Source organism: Actinomadura flavalba DSM 45200 (assembly GCF_000374305.1).
Classification (GTDB): Bacteria; Actinomycetota; Actinomycetes; order Streptosporangiales; family Streptosporangiaceae; genus Spirillospora; species Spirillospora flavalba.
The window spans coordinates 63,124-82,151 of the sequence record NZ_KB894093.1 but is presented as its reverse complement, the minus strand read 5'-3'; the positions used below and the strand labels follow the sequence as shown (position 1 = coordinate 82,151).

General features: G+C 73.7%; 19 protein-coding genes and 1 tRNA gene. 12 read left to right on the top strand and 8 right to left on the bottom strand.

Annotated elements, in window-relative coordinates:
* Positions 1-8: 8 nt before the first annotated feature.
* The 3 genes from C229_RS0100375 to C229_RS0100365 are packed head-to-tail and all read right to left on the bottom strand — an operon-like array spanning position 9 to position 2,759.
* A complete protein-coding gene (locus C229_RS0100375; protein WP_018653094.1) occupies positions 9-917 on the bottom strand; it encodes an ABC transporter permease in 909 nt (302 codons plus the stop codon).
* On the bottom strand, positions 907-1,713 hold the full coding sequence (locus C229_RS0100370) for an ABC transporter ATP-binding protein (protein WP_018653093.1): 807 nt from the start codon (positions 1,711-1,713) through the stop codon (positions 907-909). The genes C229_RS0100375 and C229_RS0100370 overlap by 11 nt, the downstream gene beginning before the upstream one ends.
* Positions 1,710-2,759: an ABC transporter substrate-binding protein gene (locus C229_RS0100365; protein ID WP_018653092.1), complete on the bottom strand. Its 1,050-nt coding sequence runs from the start codon at positions 2,757-2,759 to the stop codon at positions 1,710-1,712. The genes C229_RS0100370 and C229_RS0100365 overlap by 4 nt, the downstream gene beginning before the upstream one ends.
* A 209-nt stretch (positions 2,760-2,968) precedes the next feature.
* Between C229_RS0100365 and eno the strand changes: the two genes are divergently transcribed.
* The 8 genes from eno to C229_RS0100325 all read left to right on the top strand — a co-directional run bounded on the left by eno (position 2,969) and on the right by C229_RS0100325 (position 9,879).
* Positions 2,969-4,252, top strand: coding sequence for a phosphopyruvate hydratase (gene eno, locus C229_RS0100360; protein WP_018653091.1), 1,284 nt, complete (start codon positions 2,969-2,971; stop codon positions 4,250-4,252).
* 8 nt (positions 4,253-4,260) lie between these two features.
* Positions 4,261-4,698: an FtsB family cell division protein gene (locus C229_RS0100355; RefSeq protein WP_018653090.1), complete on the top strand. Its 438-nt coding sequence runs from the start codon at positions 4,261-4,263 to the stop codon at positions 4,696-4,698.
* Positions 4,699-4,718: 20 nt separating this feature from the next.
* On the top strand, positions 4,719-5,264 hold the full coding sequence (locus tag C229_RS0100350; protein ID WP_018653089.1) for a DUF501 domain-containing protein: 546 nt from the start codon (positions 4,719-4,721) through the stop codon (positions 5,262-5,264).
* A complete protein-coding gene (locus C229_RS0100345; protein ID WP_018653088.1) occupies positions 5,261-6,190 on the top strand; it encodes a Ppx/GppA phosphatase family protein in 930 nt (309 codons plus the stop codon). Before C229_RS0100350 ends, C229_RS0100345 begins: the two co-directional genes overlap by 4 nt.
* Before the next feature lie 10 nt (positions 6,191-6,200).
* The gene (locus C229_RS0100340) at positions 6,201-7,016 is read left to right on the top strand and encodes a uracil-DNA glycosylase (protein ID WP_018653087.1); all 816 of its coding nucleotides are present in this window, start codon (positions 6,201-6,203) and stop codon (positions 7,014-7,016) included.
* Between the two features lie 195 nt (positions 7,017-7,211).
* Positions 7,212-8,498 (top strand): NAD(P)/FAD-dependent oxidoreductase, encoded by a 1,287-nt coding sequence (locus C229_RS0100335; RefSeq protein ID WP_420804637.1) that lies wholly within the window; start codon positions 7,212-7,214, stop codon positions 8,496-8,498.
* A 33-nt stretch (positions 8,499-8,531) separates the two neighbouring features.
* Positions 8,532-9,773 (top strand): class I SAM-dependent methyltransferase, encoded by a 1,242-nt coding sequence (locus C229_RS0100330; RefSeq protein ID WP_018653085.1) that lies wholly within the window; start codon positions 8,532-8,534, stop codon positions 9,771-9,773.
* A 32-nt stretch (positions 9,774-9,805) separates the two neighbouring features.
* A tRNA-Leu gene (locus tag C229_RS0100325) sits at positions 9,806-9,879 on the top strand.
* A gap of 1 nt (position 9,880) precedes the next feature.
* Here the strand turns inward: C229_RS0100325 and C229_RS0100320 are convergent.
* Positions 9,881-10,309: a hypothetical protein gene (locus tag C229_RS0100320; protein ID WP_026313328.1), complete on the bottom strand. Its 429-nt coding sequence runs from the start codon at positions 10,307-10,309 to the stop codon at positions 9,881-9,883.
* Positions 10,310-10,523: 214 nt separating this feature from the next.
* Here C229_RS0100320 and C229_RS0100315 point away from each other — a divergent pair, with 214 nt between their 5' ends.
* From C229_RS0100315 to C229_RS0100305, 3 genes are all read left to right on the top strand, one after another.
* Positions 10,524-11,333: a Bax inhibitor-1/YccA family protein gene (locus C229_RS0100315; protein ID WP_018653084.1), complete on the top strand. Its 810-nt coding sequence runs from the start codon at positions 10,524-10,526 to the stop codon at positions 11,331-11,333.
* Between the two features lie 84 nt (positions 11,334-11,417).
* Positions 11,418-12,464 carry an RNA polymerase subunit sigma-70 gene (locus tag C229_RS0100310; protein WP_018653083.1) on the top strand — a complete coding sequence of 349 codons (1,047 nt, stop codon included), beginning with the start codon at positions 11,418-11,420 and terminating at the stop codon, positions 12,462-12,464.
* Positions 12,465-12,531: 67 nt separating this feature from the next.
* Positions 12,532-13,365: an alpha/beta fold hydrolase gene (locus C229_RS0100305; RefSeq protein ID WP_018653082.1), complete on the top strand. Its 834-nt coding sequence runs from the start codon at positions 12,532-12,534 to the stop codon at positions 13,363-13,365.
* 514 nt (positions 13,366-13,879) lie between these two features.
* Here the strand turns inward: C229_RS0100305 and C229_RS0100300 are convergent.
* Positions 13,880-14,107 (bottom strand): DUF4287 domain-containing protein, encoded by a 228-nt coding sequence (locus tag C229_RS0100300; protein ID WP_018653081.1) that lies wholly within the window; start codon positions 14,105-14,107, stop codon positions 13,880-13,882.
* Positions 14,108-14,298: 191 nt separating this feature from the next.
* Positions 14,299-15,519: an acetyl-CoA C-acetyltransferase gene (locus C229_RS0100295; protein WP_018653080.1), complete on the bottom strand. Its 1,221-nt coding sequence runs from the start codon at positions 15,517-15,519 to the stop codon at positions 14,299-14,301.
* A gap of 249 nt (positions 15,520-15,768) precedes the next feature.
* On the opposite strand from C229_RS0100295, the gene C229_RS0100290 reads away from it, so the two are divergent.
* The gene (locus tag C229_RS0100290; protein WP_018653079.1) at positions 15,769-16,437 is read left to right on the top strand and encodes a hemerythrin domain-containing protein; all 669 of its coding nucleotides are present in this window, start codon (positions 15,769-15,771) and stop codon (positions 16,435-16,437) included.
* Here the strand turns inward: C229_RS0100290 and C229_RS0100285 are convergent.
* Together C229_RS0100285 and C229_RS0100280 are read right to left on the bottom strand one after the other, a co-directional pair.
* Positions 16,434-17,723 (bottom strand): outer membrane protein assembly factor BamB family protein, encoded by a 1,290-nt coding sequence (locus C229_RS0100285; protein WP_018653078.1) that lies wholly within the window; start codon positions 17,721-17,723, stop codon positions 16,434-16,436. The genes C229_RS0100290 and C229_RS0100285 overlap by 4 nt on opposite strands.
* A gap of 203 nt (positions 17,724-17,926) precedes the next feature.
* On the bottom strand, positions 17,927-18,919 hold the full coding sequence (locus C229_RS0100280) for an SGNH/GDSL hydrolase family protein (protein WP_033423873.1): 993 nt from the start codon (positions 18,917-18,919) through the stop codon (positions 17,927-17,929).
* Positions 18,920-19,028: the final 109 nt, after the last annotated feature.

Sequence of the window (19,028 nt, the reverse complement as noted above, 5' to 3'; positions counted from 1 at the left end):
CCGGGGGATCAGGCCCGGTCCAGGTCCATTCCCCAGCGTGCCCGCAGCGACCGGTCCGCGACGCCGAAGAGCTGGTCGATCACGATGCCGATCACCAGGATGACGATCATGTAGGAGATCATGTCGGCGGTGTTGTTCAGCTCCCGCGCCTGGGACAGCAGCACGCCCAGCGACGTCGTGTCACCGATGATCACCAGCAGCTCGCCCGCCATCAGCGACCGCCACGCGAACGCCCAGCCCTGCTTGAGCCCCGCCACGAACGACGGCAGCGACGCCGGCATGATCAGGTGCCGGTACAGGTTGAGGCCGCGCAGGCCCATCACCTTGCCCGCCCGCAGCAGGATCGGCGGCGTGTAGTCCACGCCCGCGATGAGCCCGTTGGCGATCGACGGCGCCGCGCCCAGCACGACCACGAACAGGATCGCGCTCTCACTGAGCTGGAACAGCAGGATCGCCAGCGGGAACCAGGCGATCGACGGCATCGTCTGCAAACCGGTGATCAGCGAGCCGAACGCGCGCCGCAGCACCCGGAACTGCGAGACGAGCGCGCCGACGAGCACGCCGATCGCGATGGCCGCCGCGAACCCGACGACGGCGCGCTGCATCGTGAGCGCCACCGCCTCCCAGAACCGCCCGTTGCCGAGCTGGTCGAAGAAGATCGGCAGCGTCTCCGCCGGTCCGGGCAGGACCCACGGCTCCTTCCAGCCGCTCCACACCACGAGCTGCCAGACGACCACGCCGATCGCGGCGGCCGACAGCATCGGCCACAGCGCCGACCACAGCCGCGACAGCCGTCCGGCCCGCCGCGTCGCGCCCGCCAGCTCCAGCGCGTCCAGGCCCGCGATCTCGCGTTGCAGGTTCGCGCCGGGCGGCGCGACGTCCGCGGCGGGAACGGTCCCCCGGGTGTCAGACGCCATGGCGGCCGACCTCCTCACGCAGCCGGTCGGTGATGTGGGCGGCCAGCGACGACACCTCGGGGGAGTCGATGCGGCGCGGCCGGTCCATCGGCACGTCGAACTGCTCGACGACGCGGCCGGGACGGCTGGACAGCAGCACGACCCGGTCACCGAGCCGCACCGCCTCGCGCACGTTGTGGGTGACGAACAGCACGGTCAGCCCGCGCTCCCGCCAGATCCGCTCGATCTCGTCGTGCAGCAGGTCGCGGGTCATGGCGTCCAGGGCGCCGAACGGCTCGTCCATGAGCAGGACGGTGCCGCGCCCGTCCTTGGCCGACACGGTCAGCGCCAGCGCGCGGGCGAGCGCGACGCGCTGCCGCATGCCGCCGGAGAGCTGGTGCGGGCGCTTGCGGGCGAAGTCGCGCAGGTGCACCGACTCCAGCAGCTCGGCGGCGCGCTCGCGGCGCTCGCCGCGCGGAACGCCGCGCATCTTCAGCGCCAGCTCGATGTTCGCCGTGACGTTCAGCCACGGGAACAGCGCGGGCTCCTGGAACATGAGCGCGACGCGGGCGTCACCGACGTCGATCGTCCCGGCGCTCGGCCGGTCCAGGTCGGCGACGAGGTTGAGCAGCGTGCTCTTGCCGCAGCCCGACGCGCCCAGCAGGCAGACGAACTCGCCGGTGGCGACGTCGAGGGACACGTTGTCGAGCGCCAGCAGCGCCGTGGAACCCGACCCGAATGCTTTGGACACACCGCCGAGCCGGACCGCCGCGGAAGCGGCGGACCGGCTCGGGGCGGCCGTGGCGGCCTCTGTCATTTGTCGCTGACCTCTGCCTTTCCGCTCGACTTGAGGATCTGGTTGAGGATGCTGAGGTCGTAGATGCCGTTCAGGTCGGTCTTCTCCAGCAGGCCGACGGCCTCGGCGTGCTCGGCGCCGCCGGTCAGCGAGCTGGCGACGGGGTCGGTGGTGAACTCGATCTCCTTGAAGGCCGAGTCCAGGACCTCCGGCTTGAGCGGCTTGCCGCTGAGCTTGGTGAGCGAGTCGTTGACGGCCTTCTTCGACTCGGCCTCGTTGGAGTTCAGGAAGTCGGTGGCCTCCACGACGCCCTGCACGAGCTTCTTCACCTGCTCGGGGTTCTTCTTGGCGTACTCCTGGCGGACGATCAGGTGGGTGATGACGAACTTGCCGTTCGGCCAGAGCGTCTTCTCGTCCAGGATCTTCTTGCCCTTGTTCTCCAGGATGAGCCGGGACGCGAACGGCTCGGGCACCCAGGCGCCGTCGATGCTGCCCTGGGCGAAGGTCTGGAGCGTCTGGGCGTTCTCCTGCGGGACGACCTTGACGTCGCCGCTGCCGTCCTTGTTGGCGGTCAGGCCCTTCTGCTTGAGCCAGTAGCGGATCGCGACGTCCTGGGTGTTGCCGAGCTGCGGCGTGGCGATCTTCTTGCCCTTGAGGTCGTCCAGGCCCTTGACCTTGTCGGGGTTGACGACGAGCGAGACGCCGCCGGACGCCGCGCCGGAGTAGATCTTGATGGCCTGGCCCTTGGAGCGCGACCAGGCGTTGATGGCCGGGTTCGGCCCGATGAACGTGGCGTCGATCGCGCCGGAGAACACGGCCTCGATCGCGGCGGGGCCCGCGTTGAACGTCGCGGTCTTGGGCGCGGTGCCGAGGTGCTTGGCGAAGATGCCCTTCTCGACGCCCACGAGCGCGGTGGCGTGCGTGATGTTCGGGAAGTAGCCGAGGCGGAGCGGCTGGGCGGCGCCGCCCTCGTTCCCGTCGTCACCGCCACACGCGGTCAGAGTTCCCGATCCGGCGAGGACGACCAGAGCTGCGGCGACGAGCCGGCTGCGGAACCTACGGTGCATGGGCGGCATTCCCTACTTATCAAGTCGGATTGACGTGCACAGTAGATAAGATAGGTAATGCGTTCGTCAAGTCGGCAGCTCATGACCGTTTCGCCGGGCTTGGCAGGGGAACCGCCGCGAGCCCGGTGGGCGCTCCCCGGGCGCCGCCGATAGGCTGGTCCCGCACTGCCGCCGGACCTTCCGGCGGAGCTGGAAGACAGGGAGCCGCCGTGTCGTCGATCGAGGCCGTCCTCGCCCGGGAGATCCTGGACTCGCGGGGCAACCCGACCGTCGAGGTCGAGGTGCTGCTCGCCGACGGCACCGAGGCGTCCGCCGCCGTTCCCAGCGGCGCGTCCACCGGGCGGTTCGAGGCCGTCGAGCTGCGCGACGGCGGCGACCGCTACGGCGGCAAGGGCGTCCGCAACGCCGTCAAGGCCGTCAACGACACCATCGACGAGCGGCTCGTCGGCTACCCCGCCGACGAACAGCGCCTCATCGACCAGCTCCTCATCGACCTCGACGGCACGCCCGCCAAGTCCGAGCTGGGCGCCAACGCCATCCTCGGCGTCAGCCTCGCCGTCGCCCGCGCCGCCGCCGCCTCGGCCGGCCTGCCGCTGTTCCGCTACGTCGGCGGCCCCAACGCGCACCTGCTGCCCGTGCCGATGATGAACATCCTCAACGGCGGCGCCCACGCCGACACCAGCGTCGACGTCCAGGAGTTCATGATCGCGCCGATCGGCGCGCCCACCTTCTCCGAGGCGCTGCGCTGGGGCACCGAGGTCTACCACGCGCTCAAGTCGGTGCTGAAGAGTAAGGGCCTGGCCACCGGCCTCGGGGACGAGGGCGGCTTCGCCCCCGAGCTGCCGAGCAACCGCGACGCGCTCGACCTCATCATGGAGGGCGTCCGCAAGGCGGGCTTCACCCCCGGCCGCGACATCGCGCTCGCGCTCGACGTCGCCGCCAGCGAGTTCCACGCCGACGGCTCCTACGCCTTCGAGGGCGGCAAGAAGTCCGCGCAGGAGATGGCCGCCTACTACGGCGAACTCCTCGGCGCCTACCCGCTCGTCTCCATCGAGGACCCCCTCGACGAGGAGGACTGGGACGGCTGGAAGGCCCTCACCGACGCCGTGGGCGACCGCGTCCAGCTCGTCGGGGACGACCTGTTCGTCACCAACCCCGAGCGGCTCGCGCGCGGCATCGCGTCGAGCACCGCCAACGCGCTCCTGGTGAAGGTCAACCAGATCGGCACCCTCACCGAGACGCTCGACGCGGTCACCCTCGCGCAGACCAGCGGCTACCGCTGCATGATGAGCCACCGCTCCGGCGAGACCGAGGACACCACCATCGCGGACCTGGCCGTCGCCACCAACTGCGGCCAGATCAAGACCGGCGCCCCGGCCCGCAGCGACCGCGTCGCCAAGTACAACCAGCTCCTGCGCATCGAGGACACCCTCGGCGACGCCGCCCGCTACGCCGGCGTCCGCGCCTTCCCCCGCTTCACCGCCGAGGGCTGAGCCCCGCGATGGCGCGGCAGGGCGACGCACCGGACGGCCGGGACGAGCAGACGCGTCCGGGCCGTCCGCGCCGCGCGCACGCGCTGACGAGCCGCGCCGCGATCCTCGCCGTCGTCGTCTGCGCCATCGCGCTCAGCCTGGCCTACCCGGTGCGCGAGTACGTCGCGCAGCGGCAGGAGATCGCCGCGCTCCAGGCCCGCGAGCACAAGGCCCGCAAGCAGGTCGAGGAACTGGCCCAGCGCAAGCAGCGCCTGGGCGACCGCGCCCACATCGAGCGCGAGGCGCGGCGGCGGCTGCACTACTGCATGCCCGACGAGAAGTGCTACATCGTCCTGGACGGCGGCACCGACGACGAGGGCCGCGCCCGCGACGCCGGTCCGCAGCGGCGGCCCCCGTGGTACGAGACGCTGTGGCGGTCCGTCGAGGCCGCCGACCGGCCGCACTGAACCACCCCGAACGGCGGACAATGATCGACGAACGTGACGAGGCCGCGGTCGCGGCGCAGCTCGGCCGCACCCCGCGCGGCATCCGGCGGGTGGCGTACCGCTGCCCGTGCGGCCTCCCGGCGGTGATCGAGACGGCGCCGCGGCTGCCCGACGGCACCCCGTTCCCGACGCTGTACTACCTGACGTGCCCGAAGGCGGCGTCCGCGATCGGGACGCTGGAGGGGTCGGGCGTCATGCGCGGCATGCAGGACCGGCTCGGCGCGGAACCGGCGCTGGCGGCCGAGTACGCCGGAGCGCACGCCGACTACCTGGCCCGCCGCGATAAGGCCGCCCGCGAGGACGGTATCGAGCCGCTGCCGGAGGGCACCCAGAGCGCGGGCGGCATGCCCGAGCGGGTCAAGTGCCTGCACGCGCTGATCGCGCACGAGCTGGCCGTGCCGGACGCGAACCCGTTCGGTCGCGAGGGGCTGGCGGAGCTGCCCGACTGGTGGCGGTCCGGGCCGTGCGTGGCGGTTCCGCCGTGCGACGGGGACGCCGCGACCACCGAGAACGGGGAGAAGCGATGACGCGGGTGGCCGCGATCGACTGCGGGACGAACTCCGTCCGGCTGCTCATCGCCGACATCGAGGGCGGCGGCGACGGCGGCACGCTCACCGACGTCGAGCGGCGGATGGAGATCGTCCGGCTCGGTGAGGGCGTCGACCGCACGGGACGGCTGTCGCCCGCCGCGCTGGAGCGCACGTTCACCGCGATGCGCGGCTACGCCGAGCTGATCACCCGGCACGGCGCGGTGAGCACCCGCGTCGTCGCCACCAGCGCGACGCGCGACGCCGCCAACCGGGACGACTTCGTCCGGGGCGTCGTGGAGATCTTCGGCGTGCAGCCGGAGGTCGTCACGGGCGACGCGGAGGCCGCGCTGTCGTTCACCGGCGCGACCCGGGAGCTGGCCGAGCTGGCGCCGCCCGGCCCGTACCTCGTCGTGGACATCGGCGGCGGCTCGACGGAGTTCGTGCTGGGCTCGGCGTCGGTGCGCTCGGCGCTGTCGGTGAACATCGGCTGCGTCCGGATGACCGAGCGGCACCTGCGGGGCGACCCGCCCACCCCGGACCAGATCACGGCCGCCGCCGCCGACATCGACGCCGCCCTGGACGAGGTCCGCGCCGCCGTCCCGGTGGACGAGGCCCGCACGCTCGTCGGTCTGGCGGGGTCGGTCACGACGGTCGCCGGGATCGCCCTCGACCTCCCCGCGTACGACTCCGGCCGCATCCACCTGTCCCGCATCACGGCGCCGCAGGTCCACGACGTCACCCGCGACCTGCTGCACGCCACCCGCGAGACCCGCGCCAAGATCCCCGTCATGCACCCGGGCCGCATCGACGTCATCGGCGCCGGGGCCCTCATCCTCGACCGCATCATGCGCGAGTACCACTTCGGCGCCGTCGTCGTCAGCGAGCACGACATCCTCGACGGCATCGCCTGGTCCCAGGTCTGACCCCGGGATCATGACGACGGGCAACGCGCCGTACGTGCCGCCGGGGACCGGCTGGCCGGGCGATCCGGCGACGGCGGCGACACCGGTTGCGCACGACGCGCGGGAGGTGGCCGAGCTGGCCGCGTCGGCGCCGGATCTGCGGGAGGTCGTCGCGCGGGAGTCGGTGTGCCGGGCGTGCGACCGGCTGGTGGCGTGGCGGGAGAAGGTGGCCGTCGAGCGGCGGCGGGCGTTCGCGGACGAGGAGTACTGGGGGCGGCCCGTGCCCGGCTGGGGCGCCGACGCCCCGTCCATCCTCATCTCCGGGCTGGCCCCCGCCGCGCACGGCGGGAACCGGACGGGCCGCATCTTCACCGGCGACCGGTCGGGCGACTGGCTGTTCGCGTCGCTGCACCGGGTCGGGCTCGCCGCCCGGGAGACCAGCGTCCGCGCGGACGACGGGCAGGAGCTGCGCGGCGTCCGCGTCGTCGCGGCCGTCCGCTGCGCCCCGCCCGACAACAAGCCCACGCCCGACGAGCGCCGCGCCTGCCTGCCGTGGCTCGCCCGCGAGGTCGCCGACGTCCGCCCGTCGGTGCGCTGCGTCGTCGCGCTCGGCGGCTTCGCCTGGCAGGGCGTGTGGCCCGCGCTGAAGCACGCCGGATACGCGCCGCCCCGCCCGCGTCCGGCCTTCGGCCACGGCGTGGAGGTGGAGATCGGCGCCCCGGACGGCCCGCCCGTGACGCTCCTCGGCTGCTACCACCCGAGCCAGCAGAACACGTTCACCGGCCGCGTCACCGCCCCCATGCTGGACGCGGTCTTCGAGCGCGCCAAGGAGCTGGCCGCGCGGTGAGCGGGCCGGGCAGGGCGCCCCCGCGGCCCTGTCCGGCACCGTCGTTCAAGGTGAGATGCCGGGAACGGCGCCGGGGTTCGGGGTGTAAGGCGGGTCACTTCTGCGTGCAGCGTCCCGTTGTGGGGGTAACGAGGCGATATGTCACCTGAGCGCTCACCGGAACACATCGTGATCATCGGTGGCGGCTACGTCGGTATGTACACGGCGCTGCGCCTCCAGCGGAAGCTGCGGAGCGAGCTGAAGCGCGGCGAGATCGTCGTCACCGTCATCGACCCCCAGTCCTACATGACCTACCAGCCGTTCCTCCCGGAGGCGGCGGCCGGGAACCTGGAGCCCCGGCACGTCGTCGCGCCGCTGCGCAAGGTGCTGCGGCGCTGCCGCGTCCGCAACGGCTACGTGACGGGCATCGATCACGGCGGGAAGTGCCTCACCTACCGCCCGGCCGGGGCCAAGGACGGCGGCCCCGAGCTGGAGATGCGCTACGACCGCCTCGTCGTCGCGCTCGGCTCGATCTCCCGGCTGCTGCCGATCCCCGGCCTCGCGGAGTGCGGCATCGGCTTCAAGACCGTCGAAGAGGCCATCTACCTGCGCAACCACGTCCTGCACCAGCTCGACATCGCCGCGTCCAACGAGGACCCGGACATCCGCCGCAAGGCGCTCACGTTCGTGTTCGTCGGCGGCGGCTTCGCGGGCGTCGAGGCCATCGCCGAACTGGAGGACATGGCCCGCGACGCCTGCAAGTGGTACCCCGGCATCACGGGCGACGACATGCGGTGGGTCATGGTCGAGGCCGCCGACCGCATCCTGCCCGAGGTCGGCCCCGAGATGGGGCAGTGGACGGCCGAGGCCCTGCGCAAGCGCGGCATCGAGGTCAGGATGGAGACGATGCTCAAGTCCGCCGAGCACCGCCGCATCGTCCTCAGCGACGGCGAGGAGTTCGAGGCGGGCACCCTCGTCTGGACCGCCGGGGTCAAGGCCCACCCCGTCGTCCGGCAGAGCGACCTGCCCATCGACGACAAGGGCCGCGTCAAGGCCACCGCCGAACTGGTCGTCGAGGGCCTGGACGGCGTCTACACCGCCGGTGACAACGCCCGCGTGCCGGACCTGTCCGACACCGGGGAGTTCACCGCGCCGAACGCGCAGCACGCCGTCCGGCAGGCCAAGCGGCTCGCGGACAACATCGTCGCCGACCTGCGCGGCAGGCCCCGCAAGCCCTACGTGCACTCCTACGTGGGCTCCGTCGCGGGCCTCGGCCTGCACAAGGGCGTCGCCAACGTGTACGGCCTGAAACTGCGCGGCGTGCCCGCGTGGTTCATGCACCGCACCTACCACCTGTCACGCATGCCGACCGCGAACCGTAAGATGCGCGTGACGGCCGACTGGACCCTGGCGCTGTTCTTCCGGCGCGAGATCGTCTCGCTCGCCGAACTGGAACGTCCGCGCGAGGAGTTCGAGCTCGCGGGCCGCGACCAGGCCGTCTAGGGGCTGGACCGTTGCGGGGGAAGGGGTCGGAGCATGCAGGACGGTGTCGCCGGACGCCTCGCCCCGCTGCTCACCCGCATCCTGCTCGGCGAGGAGACCGCGGGCACCGGTGAGCTGCCGGTCCGGGTCCGCGCCTGGGACGGCAGCTCCGTCGGGCCCGCCGGTGCCCCCGTCTTCGTGCTGCGGCACCGGCGCGCGCTGCGCCGCCTGCTGTGGAAACCGGGCGAGATGGGCATCGTGCGCGCCTACGTCGCGGGCGAACTGGACATCGAGGGCGACCTGTTCGGCGCGCTCGACGCCGTCCAGCGCGTCATGCGCAGCGGGGACGAGCCCATCCGGCTGACCGGCGACGACAAGCGCGAGATCGTCCGCACCGCCGTGATGCTCGGCGCCGTCGGACCCGAGCCGCGCCCGCCCGCGGAGGAGTTCACCGCGTCCGGCCGGGGCGGCGAGGGCGGGCCGCTGCACGCCCCCACCGACTTCTTCCTGCGCATGTTCGGACGCGGGTTGGAACACGGCTGCGGCCGGTGGGACCAGGCCGTCGACCTCGCCGCCGCACAGCGCGCCTCGCTCGACTCCGTCGTGGAACGACTCGGGCTGTTCCCCGGCGCCCGCGTCCTCGACCTGCGCGCCGGGTGGGGCGCGTTCGCGCGCCGCGCCGTCGAGGAGGGCGCCCGCGTCGTCGCGCTGGCCCGCACCGGCGAGCAGGCCGACGCGATCGGCAAGGCCCGGCTGGCCGGGGTCGACGTCCGCACCGGCGACCTGGACGTCGCGGGCGGCGGCCCCTACGACGCCATCGTCGGGCTCGGCGGCATCGAGAGCCTCGACGCGATCGTCCCGCGCCTGTACGGGCTGCTCGCCCCCGGCGGCCGCGTGCTGCTCCAGCAGCAGGCGCGCCGCCCCGGGCCGCACCAGGCCCGCCGCACGTTCACCACCAGCTACGTCTTCCCGCAGGACGCCGAGCTGCACACGCTCGGCGAACTCGTCGGCGCCCTGGAGGACACCGGGCTGGAGGTGCGCGGCGTCAGCGCGCTGCGCGAGCACCAGGGCCGCACGCTGCGCGCCTGGGCCGCGAACCTGCGCCGGCACTGGGCCGAGTGCGCCGAGCTGGCGGGGGAGGGCCGCGCCCGCGTCTGGCTGCTGTACCTGGCGGCGTCGGCGCTGGCGTGCGAGAGCGGCCGCGTCGGCGTGCACGAGATCGAGGCGATCCGCCGCGACCGCGACGGCCGCGCCGGGGCGACGCTCGTGGAGGGCCGCGCCGTCCTTTCGGGATGATGCGCGACGCCCCGCGGGGGTATGATTGCGCCGCCCCTGTGGCCCAATGGCAGAGGCGGGCTCCCTAAAAGAGCTTCATGTGTCGGTTCGAGTCCGACCAGGGGCACCTAGTACGACCGGTCCCGGTCACGCCGGTCCCTTCCCCGCGCGCGCCGCAGCGCGAACGCGAGCGCTCCGGCCGCCAGGCCCCACAGCGCGTTGACGACCAGCAGCGGCACGATCGACAGCGGCTGTGCGAGCGGGCCGCGCAGCTCGCCGTCCAGGATCGGGGAGAGCACGGCGCTGAGCACGATCGTCGCGACCGCGTAGACCAGCCCGGCGGCGACGCAGGTGAGCACCGGGTCGCGGACGCGGCCGAGCCCGGCGATCAGCACCCAGGCCACCGTGATCGCGGCGGTGAGCAGCAGCGGCGTCGCGGGCCTGCCGAGGTCGTCGCTCCAGCCGGTGATCGAGAAGACCGGGCGGACGAGCGCGAGCGCCGCCAGCCCCAGGACCAGCGGCTTGTTCAGGGCGCTGAGCTGCGAAGGGAGTGCCATGTCCGCCACGCTAGGCGGCGGCGCCCGCGCGGTCGATCGGCCTGCGGTCCCCGTCGCGGGCGGGCCGGGTACGCCGCCGGGCGACGTCCCGCCGTCGCCGTCCGGCGTACGGCGTTCCTGTTTCGTTATCCACAGGTGGCGGGCGGTGGGAACGATCAGGGGTGCTCCGACGTCTAGACTCATCGAAAGCTGTGGTGGCGTTTGGAGGCTGAAGGTGGAGAGCAGGAACCCGGCGTTCCGGGGCAGCAACGTCGGCCGGCAGTCGGCGGGCTGGGGTCCGTCCGAGCCTCTGAACCAGTACGGCCAGGACGCCTACGGGCAGCCCCACCCGCAGCAGGCGCCGCCGGTCTCGCGCCCGATGACCATGGACGACGTCGTCGTGCGCGGCTTCGCGACGCTCGGCACGCTCATCGTCACCGCCGCGCTGGCGTGGGTGCTCGTCCCCGCGTCGCTGACGCTGCCGGTGCTGGCCGTCGCGGTCATCGCGCAGCTCGGCATCTGGGCGTTCATCACGTTCGGGCAGAAGGCCAACGCGCCGCTGGTGCTGACGTTCGCCGCCGTGTACGGCGTGCTGGTGGGGCTGGTCAGCAGCGCCTACAACGACCTGTACAACGGCGTCGTGTTCCAGGCGGTGATCGGCACCGCGCTCGCCTTCGGCGCCACCCTCGCCGTCTACGCGCTGCGCATCGTCCGCGTCACGCCCAAGTTCACCAAGTTCGTCATCGCGGCGGGCTTCGGCCTCGTGGGCCTCATGCTGGTGAACCTGCTGTTCTCGGTGTTCGGCGCCGACAACGGCATCGGCATCCGTGACGCGTCCAACCCGCTCGCCTACGTGTTCAGCGTCGTCGCCATCCTCGTCGGCTGCTTCTTCCTGCTGCTCGACTTCGACGCGATCGAGCAGGGCGTCAACCAGCGCGCCCCGGAGAAGTTCGCCTGGTACTGCGCCTTCGGCCTCGTCCTGAGCCTGGTGTGGATCTACCTGGAGCTGCTCCGCCTCCTCTCGTACTTCACCGGCCGCGACTAGCCCCGCCGCCTTCCGCAGCCCGCGCCGGACGTCCGGCGCGGGCTGCGCCGTTTCCCGGCGGTACGCTCGGCCCCGGGGGAGCACATGGTCGAGGAACAGGCGCTGGCCGACGCCGCGCGGGCGGGCGACGAGGACGCGTTCGCCGCGCTCGCCGAACGGTACCGGTGGGAACTGAGCGTGCACTGCTACCGGATGCTCGGCTCCTACGACGACGCTGAGGACATCGTCCAGGAGACGCTGCTGCGCGCCTGGCGGCACCGCGACGGCTACGCCGGGCGGTCGACGTTCCGCGCCTGGCTCTACAAGATCGCCACGAACGCCTGCCTGGACCTGCTCGCCCGGGACCGCCGCCGTCCCGCGCCCTACGCCGGGCCGCCGCTGGCCGCGAGCGCCCGGCCGCACACCCCGCCCGCCGATGTCCCGTGGCTCCAGCCGTTCCCCGACCGCCTCCTGGAACGGTCCGGCGACGCCGATCCCGCCGCCGCGGCGGTCGCGCGGGAGACGATCGAGCTGGCGTTCCTCGTGGCCATCCAGCATCTGCCCGCCCGGCAGCGCGCCGTGCTGCTCACCCGCGACGTCCTCGGCTGGACGGCGCCCGAGACGGCCGAGCTGCTGGACACCAGCGTCGCGTCGGTGAAGAGCGCCCTGCAACGCGCGCGGGCGACGCTGCGGCTTCACCTGCCCGAACGCCGGGCCGACTGGACGCGTCCACCGGCCGCCCGCGCCGACGAGCGCGCGCTGCTGCGCCGGTACGTCGCGGCGCACGAGCGCGCCGAGCCGGGCGCGCTCGCGGCGCTGCTCGCCGCCGACGTGCGCCTGACGATGCCGCCGCACCCGGCCTGGCTGGCGGGCGGCGACGCGCTGCTGGCGTTCACCGGGCGCGTCTTCGATCCCGCGTCGTCGTGGTACCACGGCCGCTGGCGCTGCGTCGTCACCGGCGCGAACCGGCAGCCCGCCGTCGCGCACTACGTCGAGTTCCCCTCGGCCCCGCACGCGACCGGCGCGGACGGGCGGCTCCACGCGCAGGTCGTGGACGTGCTCGCGATCGAGGACGGCCGCGTCACCGCGATCACGTCGTTCGGGCCGGACCGGCTGCCCGGGTTCGGGCTCCCGCCCGTCGTGGACCGGTGAGACCGATTCCTTTCCGGCCCCGCGACCGTCACATGGGGAAACCAACGGCGTGCGAGGGAGAACGACCATGACGACGACCGCGAAGGACACCCGCGTGGAGGGCACCGTCACCTCGGCGGACGGGACCGCGATCGCCTACGAGCGGCAGGGTTCGGGCCCGCCGGTGCTGCTCGTCGCGTCGGCGCTGGCCGACCGGCGCGACGCCCGGAAGCTCGCCGGGCTCCTCGCGGAGCACCACACGGTGATCAACTACGACCGGCGCGGCCGGGGCGCGAGCGGCGACGGGCCCGCGTACGCGGTCGAACGCGAGATCGAGGACATAGCGGCGCTCAACGCGGCGGCGGGCGGCGGCGCGGCCCTGTTCGGCTCGTCGTCCGGGGCCGTGCTGGCGCTGCGCGCCGCCGCCTCGGGTCTGGACGTGTCGCGGGTCGCCGTCTACGAGCCGCCGTTCGTCGTCGGGGACGCGAACGGGTTCGGCCCGCCGGACGGGTTCGCGGCCCGGATCGACGCGTTGCTCGCGGCCGACCGGCGGGGCGACGCGGTCCGCGCGTTCATGCGCGAGGCGCAGGGCATGCCCGCCTTCCTGGTCGCGTCGATGCGGCTGATGCCGGGCACGTGGGCGGGCCTCAAGCGGCTCGCGCCGACGCTGCCCTACGACCTGGCGGTCATGGACGGCACCCAGCGCGGCGGCCCGTTCGCCCCGCAGCCGTGGTCACGGATCACCGCGCCGACGCTCGTGCTGACCGGCGGCAAGAGCCCGGCGGGCTTCCACGCCGCCGCCGAGGCACTGACCGCCGCCGTGCCATCCGCCGAACACCGCACCCTCCCGGGCCTCAACCACGGCGCGGTCATGATGGCCCCGAAGCGACTGGCACCCACACTGACCGATTTTCTGAACTGAGCCCGCTCGAGGCACGCACGAGCGGTGCGGCGCCGGACGGGCGCCGCGTGCCTCCGGGGCGGGGCGGTGGCAGCGCCGAAGCGGCCGGTGCCCGCGTTGTCCTGCTGAGTCCGCCCCGGTGCCGATGAGCGACGGCGACGGCCGGGCGCCGCGTGCTTCCGGGCGCGGTGGTGTCGGCGCCGAAGCGGGTGTCGCTCGCATTCCGGATTTCTGCGGATACGGAAGACCCGGCCCCTTCCGGGCTGGGCCGGAAGGGGCCGGGCACGGTGTGCCGGGGCGGCTCGGCGCCGAAGCCGGGACTCGCAGATCCCGGCGGCCGGAGACAGTCCGCCGGCGGGCCGGAACCCCGGCACACCACGCGAGGACGGCCCGAGCATGCAGGGCCGTAGGGGTCACGGGTCGGGGCCGCGTCGCCTCGGAGCATGATCGAACGTCGCGGAGCGGCGGTCGATCATGCTCCGAGGCGACGCTTAAAGGGCCCCGACCCCGCCGCGCCGGAGGCGCGGCCATGAACTCAGTAGTGCCGCTCGCGGCGGGCGCGTTCGTGCTCGCGGACCAGGGCGGCGGCGTAGCCGTGGGAGAGGCCGTGTTCGTCGGCGAGCCAGTGGCTGCGTTCCTCGCAGCGGGCGAACGACGGTCCGTCCTCGATCGCGGAGAACCACTCGGGGAGATCCCGTCCGGTGACGACGGGGATACGGGCTAGGAGCTTGGTATGGGTGTCCGGCGAGTGGCTCAGTGGCATTGGCACCTCCAGGTCCCGGGGGCTCTTGCTGCGACTCTGCAACAGCGTCGGCGCCCTGGCAACCCCCCGAGGGGGCCCATTCCGCTACGGACCGAGATCGTCCAAGCCGTCCAAAAACACAGGTGGCCCGGCCTACCCGCGGGTAACGGGTGGGGCCGGGCCGACCGGATGTCACGAAGCGTGACGGTGGACTAGCTGAGGCGCTCCAGCACCATCGCCATGCCCTGCCCGCCGCCGACGCACATGGTCTCCAGCCCGAACTGCTTGTCGTGGAACTTCAGGCTGTTGATGAGCGTGGAGGTGATGCGGGCGCCCGTCATGCCGAACGGGTGGCCGACGGCGATGGCGCCGCCGTTGACGTTCAGCTTGTCGATGTCGATGCCGAGTTCGTCGGCCGACGGCAGCACCTGCGCCGCGAACGCCTCGTTGATCTCGACCAGGTCGATGTCGTTGATCGTCAGACCGGCCTTGGCCAGCGCCTTCTTAGACGACTCGACCGGCCCGAGGCCCATGATCTCGGCCGACAGGCCGGAGACGCCGGTGGACACGACCCGCGCCAGCGGCGTGATGCCCAGTTCGGCGGCCTTGGTGTCGCTCATGATGATCACGGCGGCGGCGCCGTCGTTGAGCGCGCAGCAGTTGCCCGCCGTGACGGTGCCGTCGGGGCGGAACACCGGCTGGAGGCCGGCCAGCTTCTCGTAGGTGGTGCCGGCGCGGGGGCCGTCGTCCTTGGAGACGACCGTGCCGTCCTCCAGGGTGACGGGCGTGATGTCCTGCTCCCAGAAGCCGTTGGCGATGGCCTTCTCGGCGAGGTTCTGCGAGCGGACGCCGAACTCGTCCTGCGCCTGGCGGCTGACGCCGCGCAGCCCGGCGACGTTCTCGGCCGTCTGGCCCATCGCGATGTAGACGTCGGGGATCTGGTCGTCCTCGCGCGGGTCGTGCCACACGCCGCCGCCGCCCTCGGCGGTCTTGGCGGTGCGGGCCTGCGCGTCGGCGAACAGCGGGTTCTCGGTGTCGGGCAGGCCGTCGGAGGAGCCCTTGGCGAAGCGGCTGACGGTCTCGACGCCGGCGGAGACGATGACGTCGGCCTCGCCCGCCTTGATGGCGTGCAGCGCCATGCGCGTCGTCTGGAGCGACGACGAACAGTAGCGGGTGATCGTGGCGCCGGGCACGCCGTCCCAGCCGAGCAGCACCGACACGACGCGGCCCATGTTGTAGCCCTGCTCGCCGCCGGGCAGGCCGCAGCCGAGGAGGAGGTCGTCGATGTCGCTCGCGGCGAGCTGGGGGACCTTCTCCATGGCGCGGCTGACCATCTGGGCGGTCAGCACGTCACCGCGCATGTCCTTGAGCGACCCCTTGAACGCTCGGCCGATCGGCGAGCGCGCGGTCGCGACGATGACTGCCTCGGGCATATCGGACTCCCTGTCGTGCGGATGTTCGGTGGCGGTCGGTGTTACTCGCCGGTCAACTGCAATCTAGCCGTTGGCCCGGGGCGCGTACATGGCGGGTGCGTCACACCATTGACGGCTTGTCCAATAGTGCGCATCCCGGCCGACCGGGGACGCTCGTCCCGTGCGCCCGGGACGGTCCGGAGCGCAGGCTGGGCGCACGCCGCGCGGACGTTATACGGGGGTTCGGGCGGCGTTACGGGAGGTTCACCTATGTCCACCACACGTCCCGACACGCGCGAAATGGTGATCGTCCACCGCGTGTTCCGCCGCGAGATCCGGCTGCTGGCGCGGCTCGTCGCCGCCGTCCCGGCGCGCGACCGCGCCCGCGTCCGGGTGCTCACCGCGCACGCCACCGAGATCCTCGACGGCCTGCACCACCACCACACCTCCGAGGACGAGCTGCTGTGGCCGCTGCTCGCGGCGCGCACGACGTTCGCGCCCTCGCTCGTCACGCGGATGCAGGCGCAGCACGACGCGGCGGCGGCGCAGCTCGACGAGGTGCGGTCGCTGCTGCCGCGCTGGGCGGGCGGCGCCACCGACGTCGGCGCCGTGCTGGCGCAGCGCCTGGAGGCGCTCGCTGACGTCCTCGATCTGCACCTGGACGAGGAGGAACGCGACGTCCTGCCGCTGGTCGAGCAGCACCTGACCGTCGCGGAGTGGGAGCGGCTGGCCGAGCACGGGCGCTCGTCCGTCCCGCGCTCCCGCCGCCTGATCTTCCTCGGCGCGATGCTGGAGGACGCCACCGCGCAGGAGCGCGCCCTGCTGTTCGGCGCTCTCCCGCCCATCGCCCGCGCGCTCTGGCGCGCCTCCGGCCGCCGCGCCTACACGCGCCACGTCGCGTCCGTGCGCGGCACGAGCCTCGCCCTGACCCGGCGCTAGGAGGCGCCGTACATGCCGGGCCGGTCCACGTGGTCGTCGCGGACGGCATGCAGGGCGCCGTGCTCGTCGCGCCACAGGCGGCGGCCGTCGACGGACCCGGTGTACCAGACGGGCGGGACGCCCGGCTCGGCGATCTTGCGGCCGGTCGACAGGTCGTAGGCGCACAGGGCGGCGACCGGGTAGAAGCCGCGGGCCCCGCCCGCCGGCCGCAGTTCCGCCGGGCGTTCGGCGCAGAACGTCCAGGCGGGCAGGTCGCCGGTCGGGGCCTCGGCGCCCGAGAGCGTGTACGCGGCGCCCGGCGCGTCCGGCGCGAGGAACCCGACGCGGGACAGGTCGGCCGGGAACGCCGGGCGCCAGGCGCCGCGCGGCGTCCGGGCGGCGGTCAGCACGGTCGCCGTGCGGCCGTCGGCCGGGTCGACGCGCTCGAAGCCGCCGTAGGTCCGCTGCGAGGTCAGCGGGCGGGCCAGCACGGCCACCGCCGGGCTCGGGCCCGGGTACACGCGCGTCAGGCCGGGCCGGTGCCACAGCGGCGCGCCGTCGCGCACCCGCAGCGCGAAGAACCCGAAACCGGACGTGTGCGGCCGCGACGGCGGCGCGACGTACCCGACGAGCCGGTCACCGGCGCGGCCGAACGTCCAGCCGCCCGCCAGGCTGATCCCGGTTCCGACGCCCTTCTCCACCGGGTAGCGCCACAGCGTCCGGCCCGTGCCCGGATGCCGCGCCTCCACGACGGGACGCCGCGCGAGCCGGAACAGCACCACGCGACCGGCGTCCTGGTCGAGCACCTCGGCCGTTCCCGGCATCCGCCACCGCACCCGTCCCGACGCCGGGTCGAGCGCGACGAACCGCGCCTCCGGACGCGTGGTGAACTCCGACAGGCACACGTTCGGGCCGCACGCGGCCGGGCCGAACGACGTCCGCACCGGCCGCGTCCACCGCTCGGCGCCGCTGCGGGCGTCCCGCACCGACAGCACGGCCCGGTACCGCCCGGCGTCGCGCGGCTCCACGGCCGCGACGAGCGCGCCGCCGCCCGTCTCCACGACGGCGGGCGGCTGCACCCCCATCGTCGGCAGCCGCCCCGGCATGACGGCCGCCCGCCGCCACATCCGCTCGCCCCGCGCGAGGTCGAACACGACGGTCTCCAGCCCGCCGTCCCCCCGCCGCCCGGTCACGGCGACGACGCCGCCCCCGACGACCGTGCGGCTGACGACGTCGACGTCCCGCGCCGTCCAGCCCCGCGTGTCCTCCGCCCCCGCCCCGACCGCGCACCCGGCGGCCAAGACCACCGGAACTCCCCACAAAGCGAGCCGTGTCCGGACATGCGCGCTACGTGACGGCCACCGGGCAGGCGAAACCACAGCCACACCACTCCTCATGACAAAGTCCGGCGCCGCCCCCCGGCCCGGCCCACCAGGACCCGCCACGCTACCGATCCGGCCGCCGCGCCACACCCGAACGCGACGAACCGTCCGCCCCGCGCGGCGAGCGGTCAGGCGGCGCCGGGCTCGGCCGGGGCCGGGTCGGGGACCGACCGGCGGCGCAGCAGCGTGGCCCAGCGGCGGTGGCCGACGAGCTGCGCGGCCGACACCTCGGTGCCGGGCTCCTCGGCGGCCTCGGCGGCGGCCAGGTAGACCGGCAGGACGCCGGGACGACGCCCGCGCCGGGGCTCGGGCGCCACGTCGAAGTCGGGGTCGAGGCCGAGCGCCGCCGCCATGGACGGCAGGACCGCCGCCGCCGCGGCGGCGTAGCCGCGCGCGGAGGGGTGGTAGCGGTCGTCGCTGAACATGCCGAGCGGGTCGGCGGCGAACTCGTGGCCGAGCAGGTCGCCCAGCGAGACCGAGCGCCCGCCGCGCTCCACGACGACGATCGTCTGCGCGGCGGCCAGCCGCCGGCTCGCCCGCCGGGCGATCCAGCGCAGCGGCTGCATCAGCGGCTTGACCGAGCCGAGGTCGGGGCAGGTGCCGACGACGACCTCGCACCCGGCGTCCCGCAGCCGCTCCACGGCCCGCACCAGGTGCCCCACCGACTCGGCGGGGGAGACGCGCGCCGTCACGTCGTTCGCGCCGATCATGATGACGGCGACGTCGGGCCGCGCCGCCAGCGCCCGCTCGACCTGGCCGTCCAGCGCCGCCGACCGCGACCCCGACAGCGCCACGTTCGTCAGCTTCACGCCGCGCCCGGAGATGGCCGACAGCCCGGCGGCCAGCAGCGCGCCGGGCGTCTCGTCCGGGGAGCCGACGCCGAGGCCGGCCGCCGTCGAGTCCCCGAGCATCACGAAGGACAGCGGCGCGGGGCCGGACGGGCCGTAGTGACCGTCCGCGACGGGCGGCGGCGTGCTCGGCGTCGCCTGGATGATCTTGCGGGCGAGCCGGGCCTCCACGAAGACCAGCCCGACCGTGAACCCGCCCACGGCGGTGATCCCCCCGCCGCCGTACGCGGCGGCGGTGGCGATCCGGCGCGCCCGCAACGCTCGAAGCAACATGGCTCGACCCTCCCTGCCCGCCAGGCCGATGCGACCCCCTGGAGTGGTGATGCCCGCAAGGTGGGATCTCGGCTACCTTCGGAAACGGGAATCTATCCGAATCCTCCAC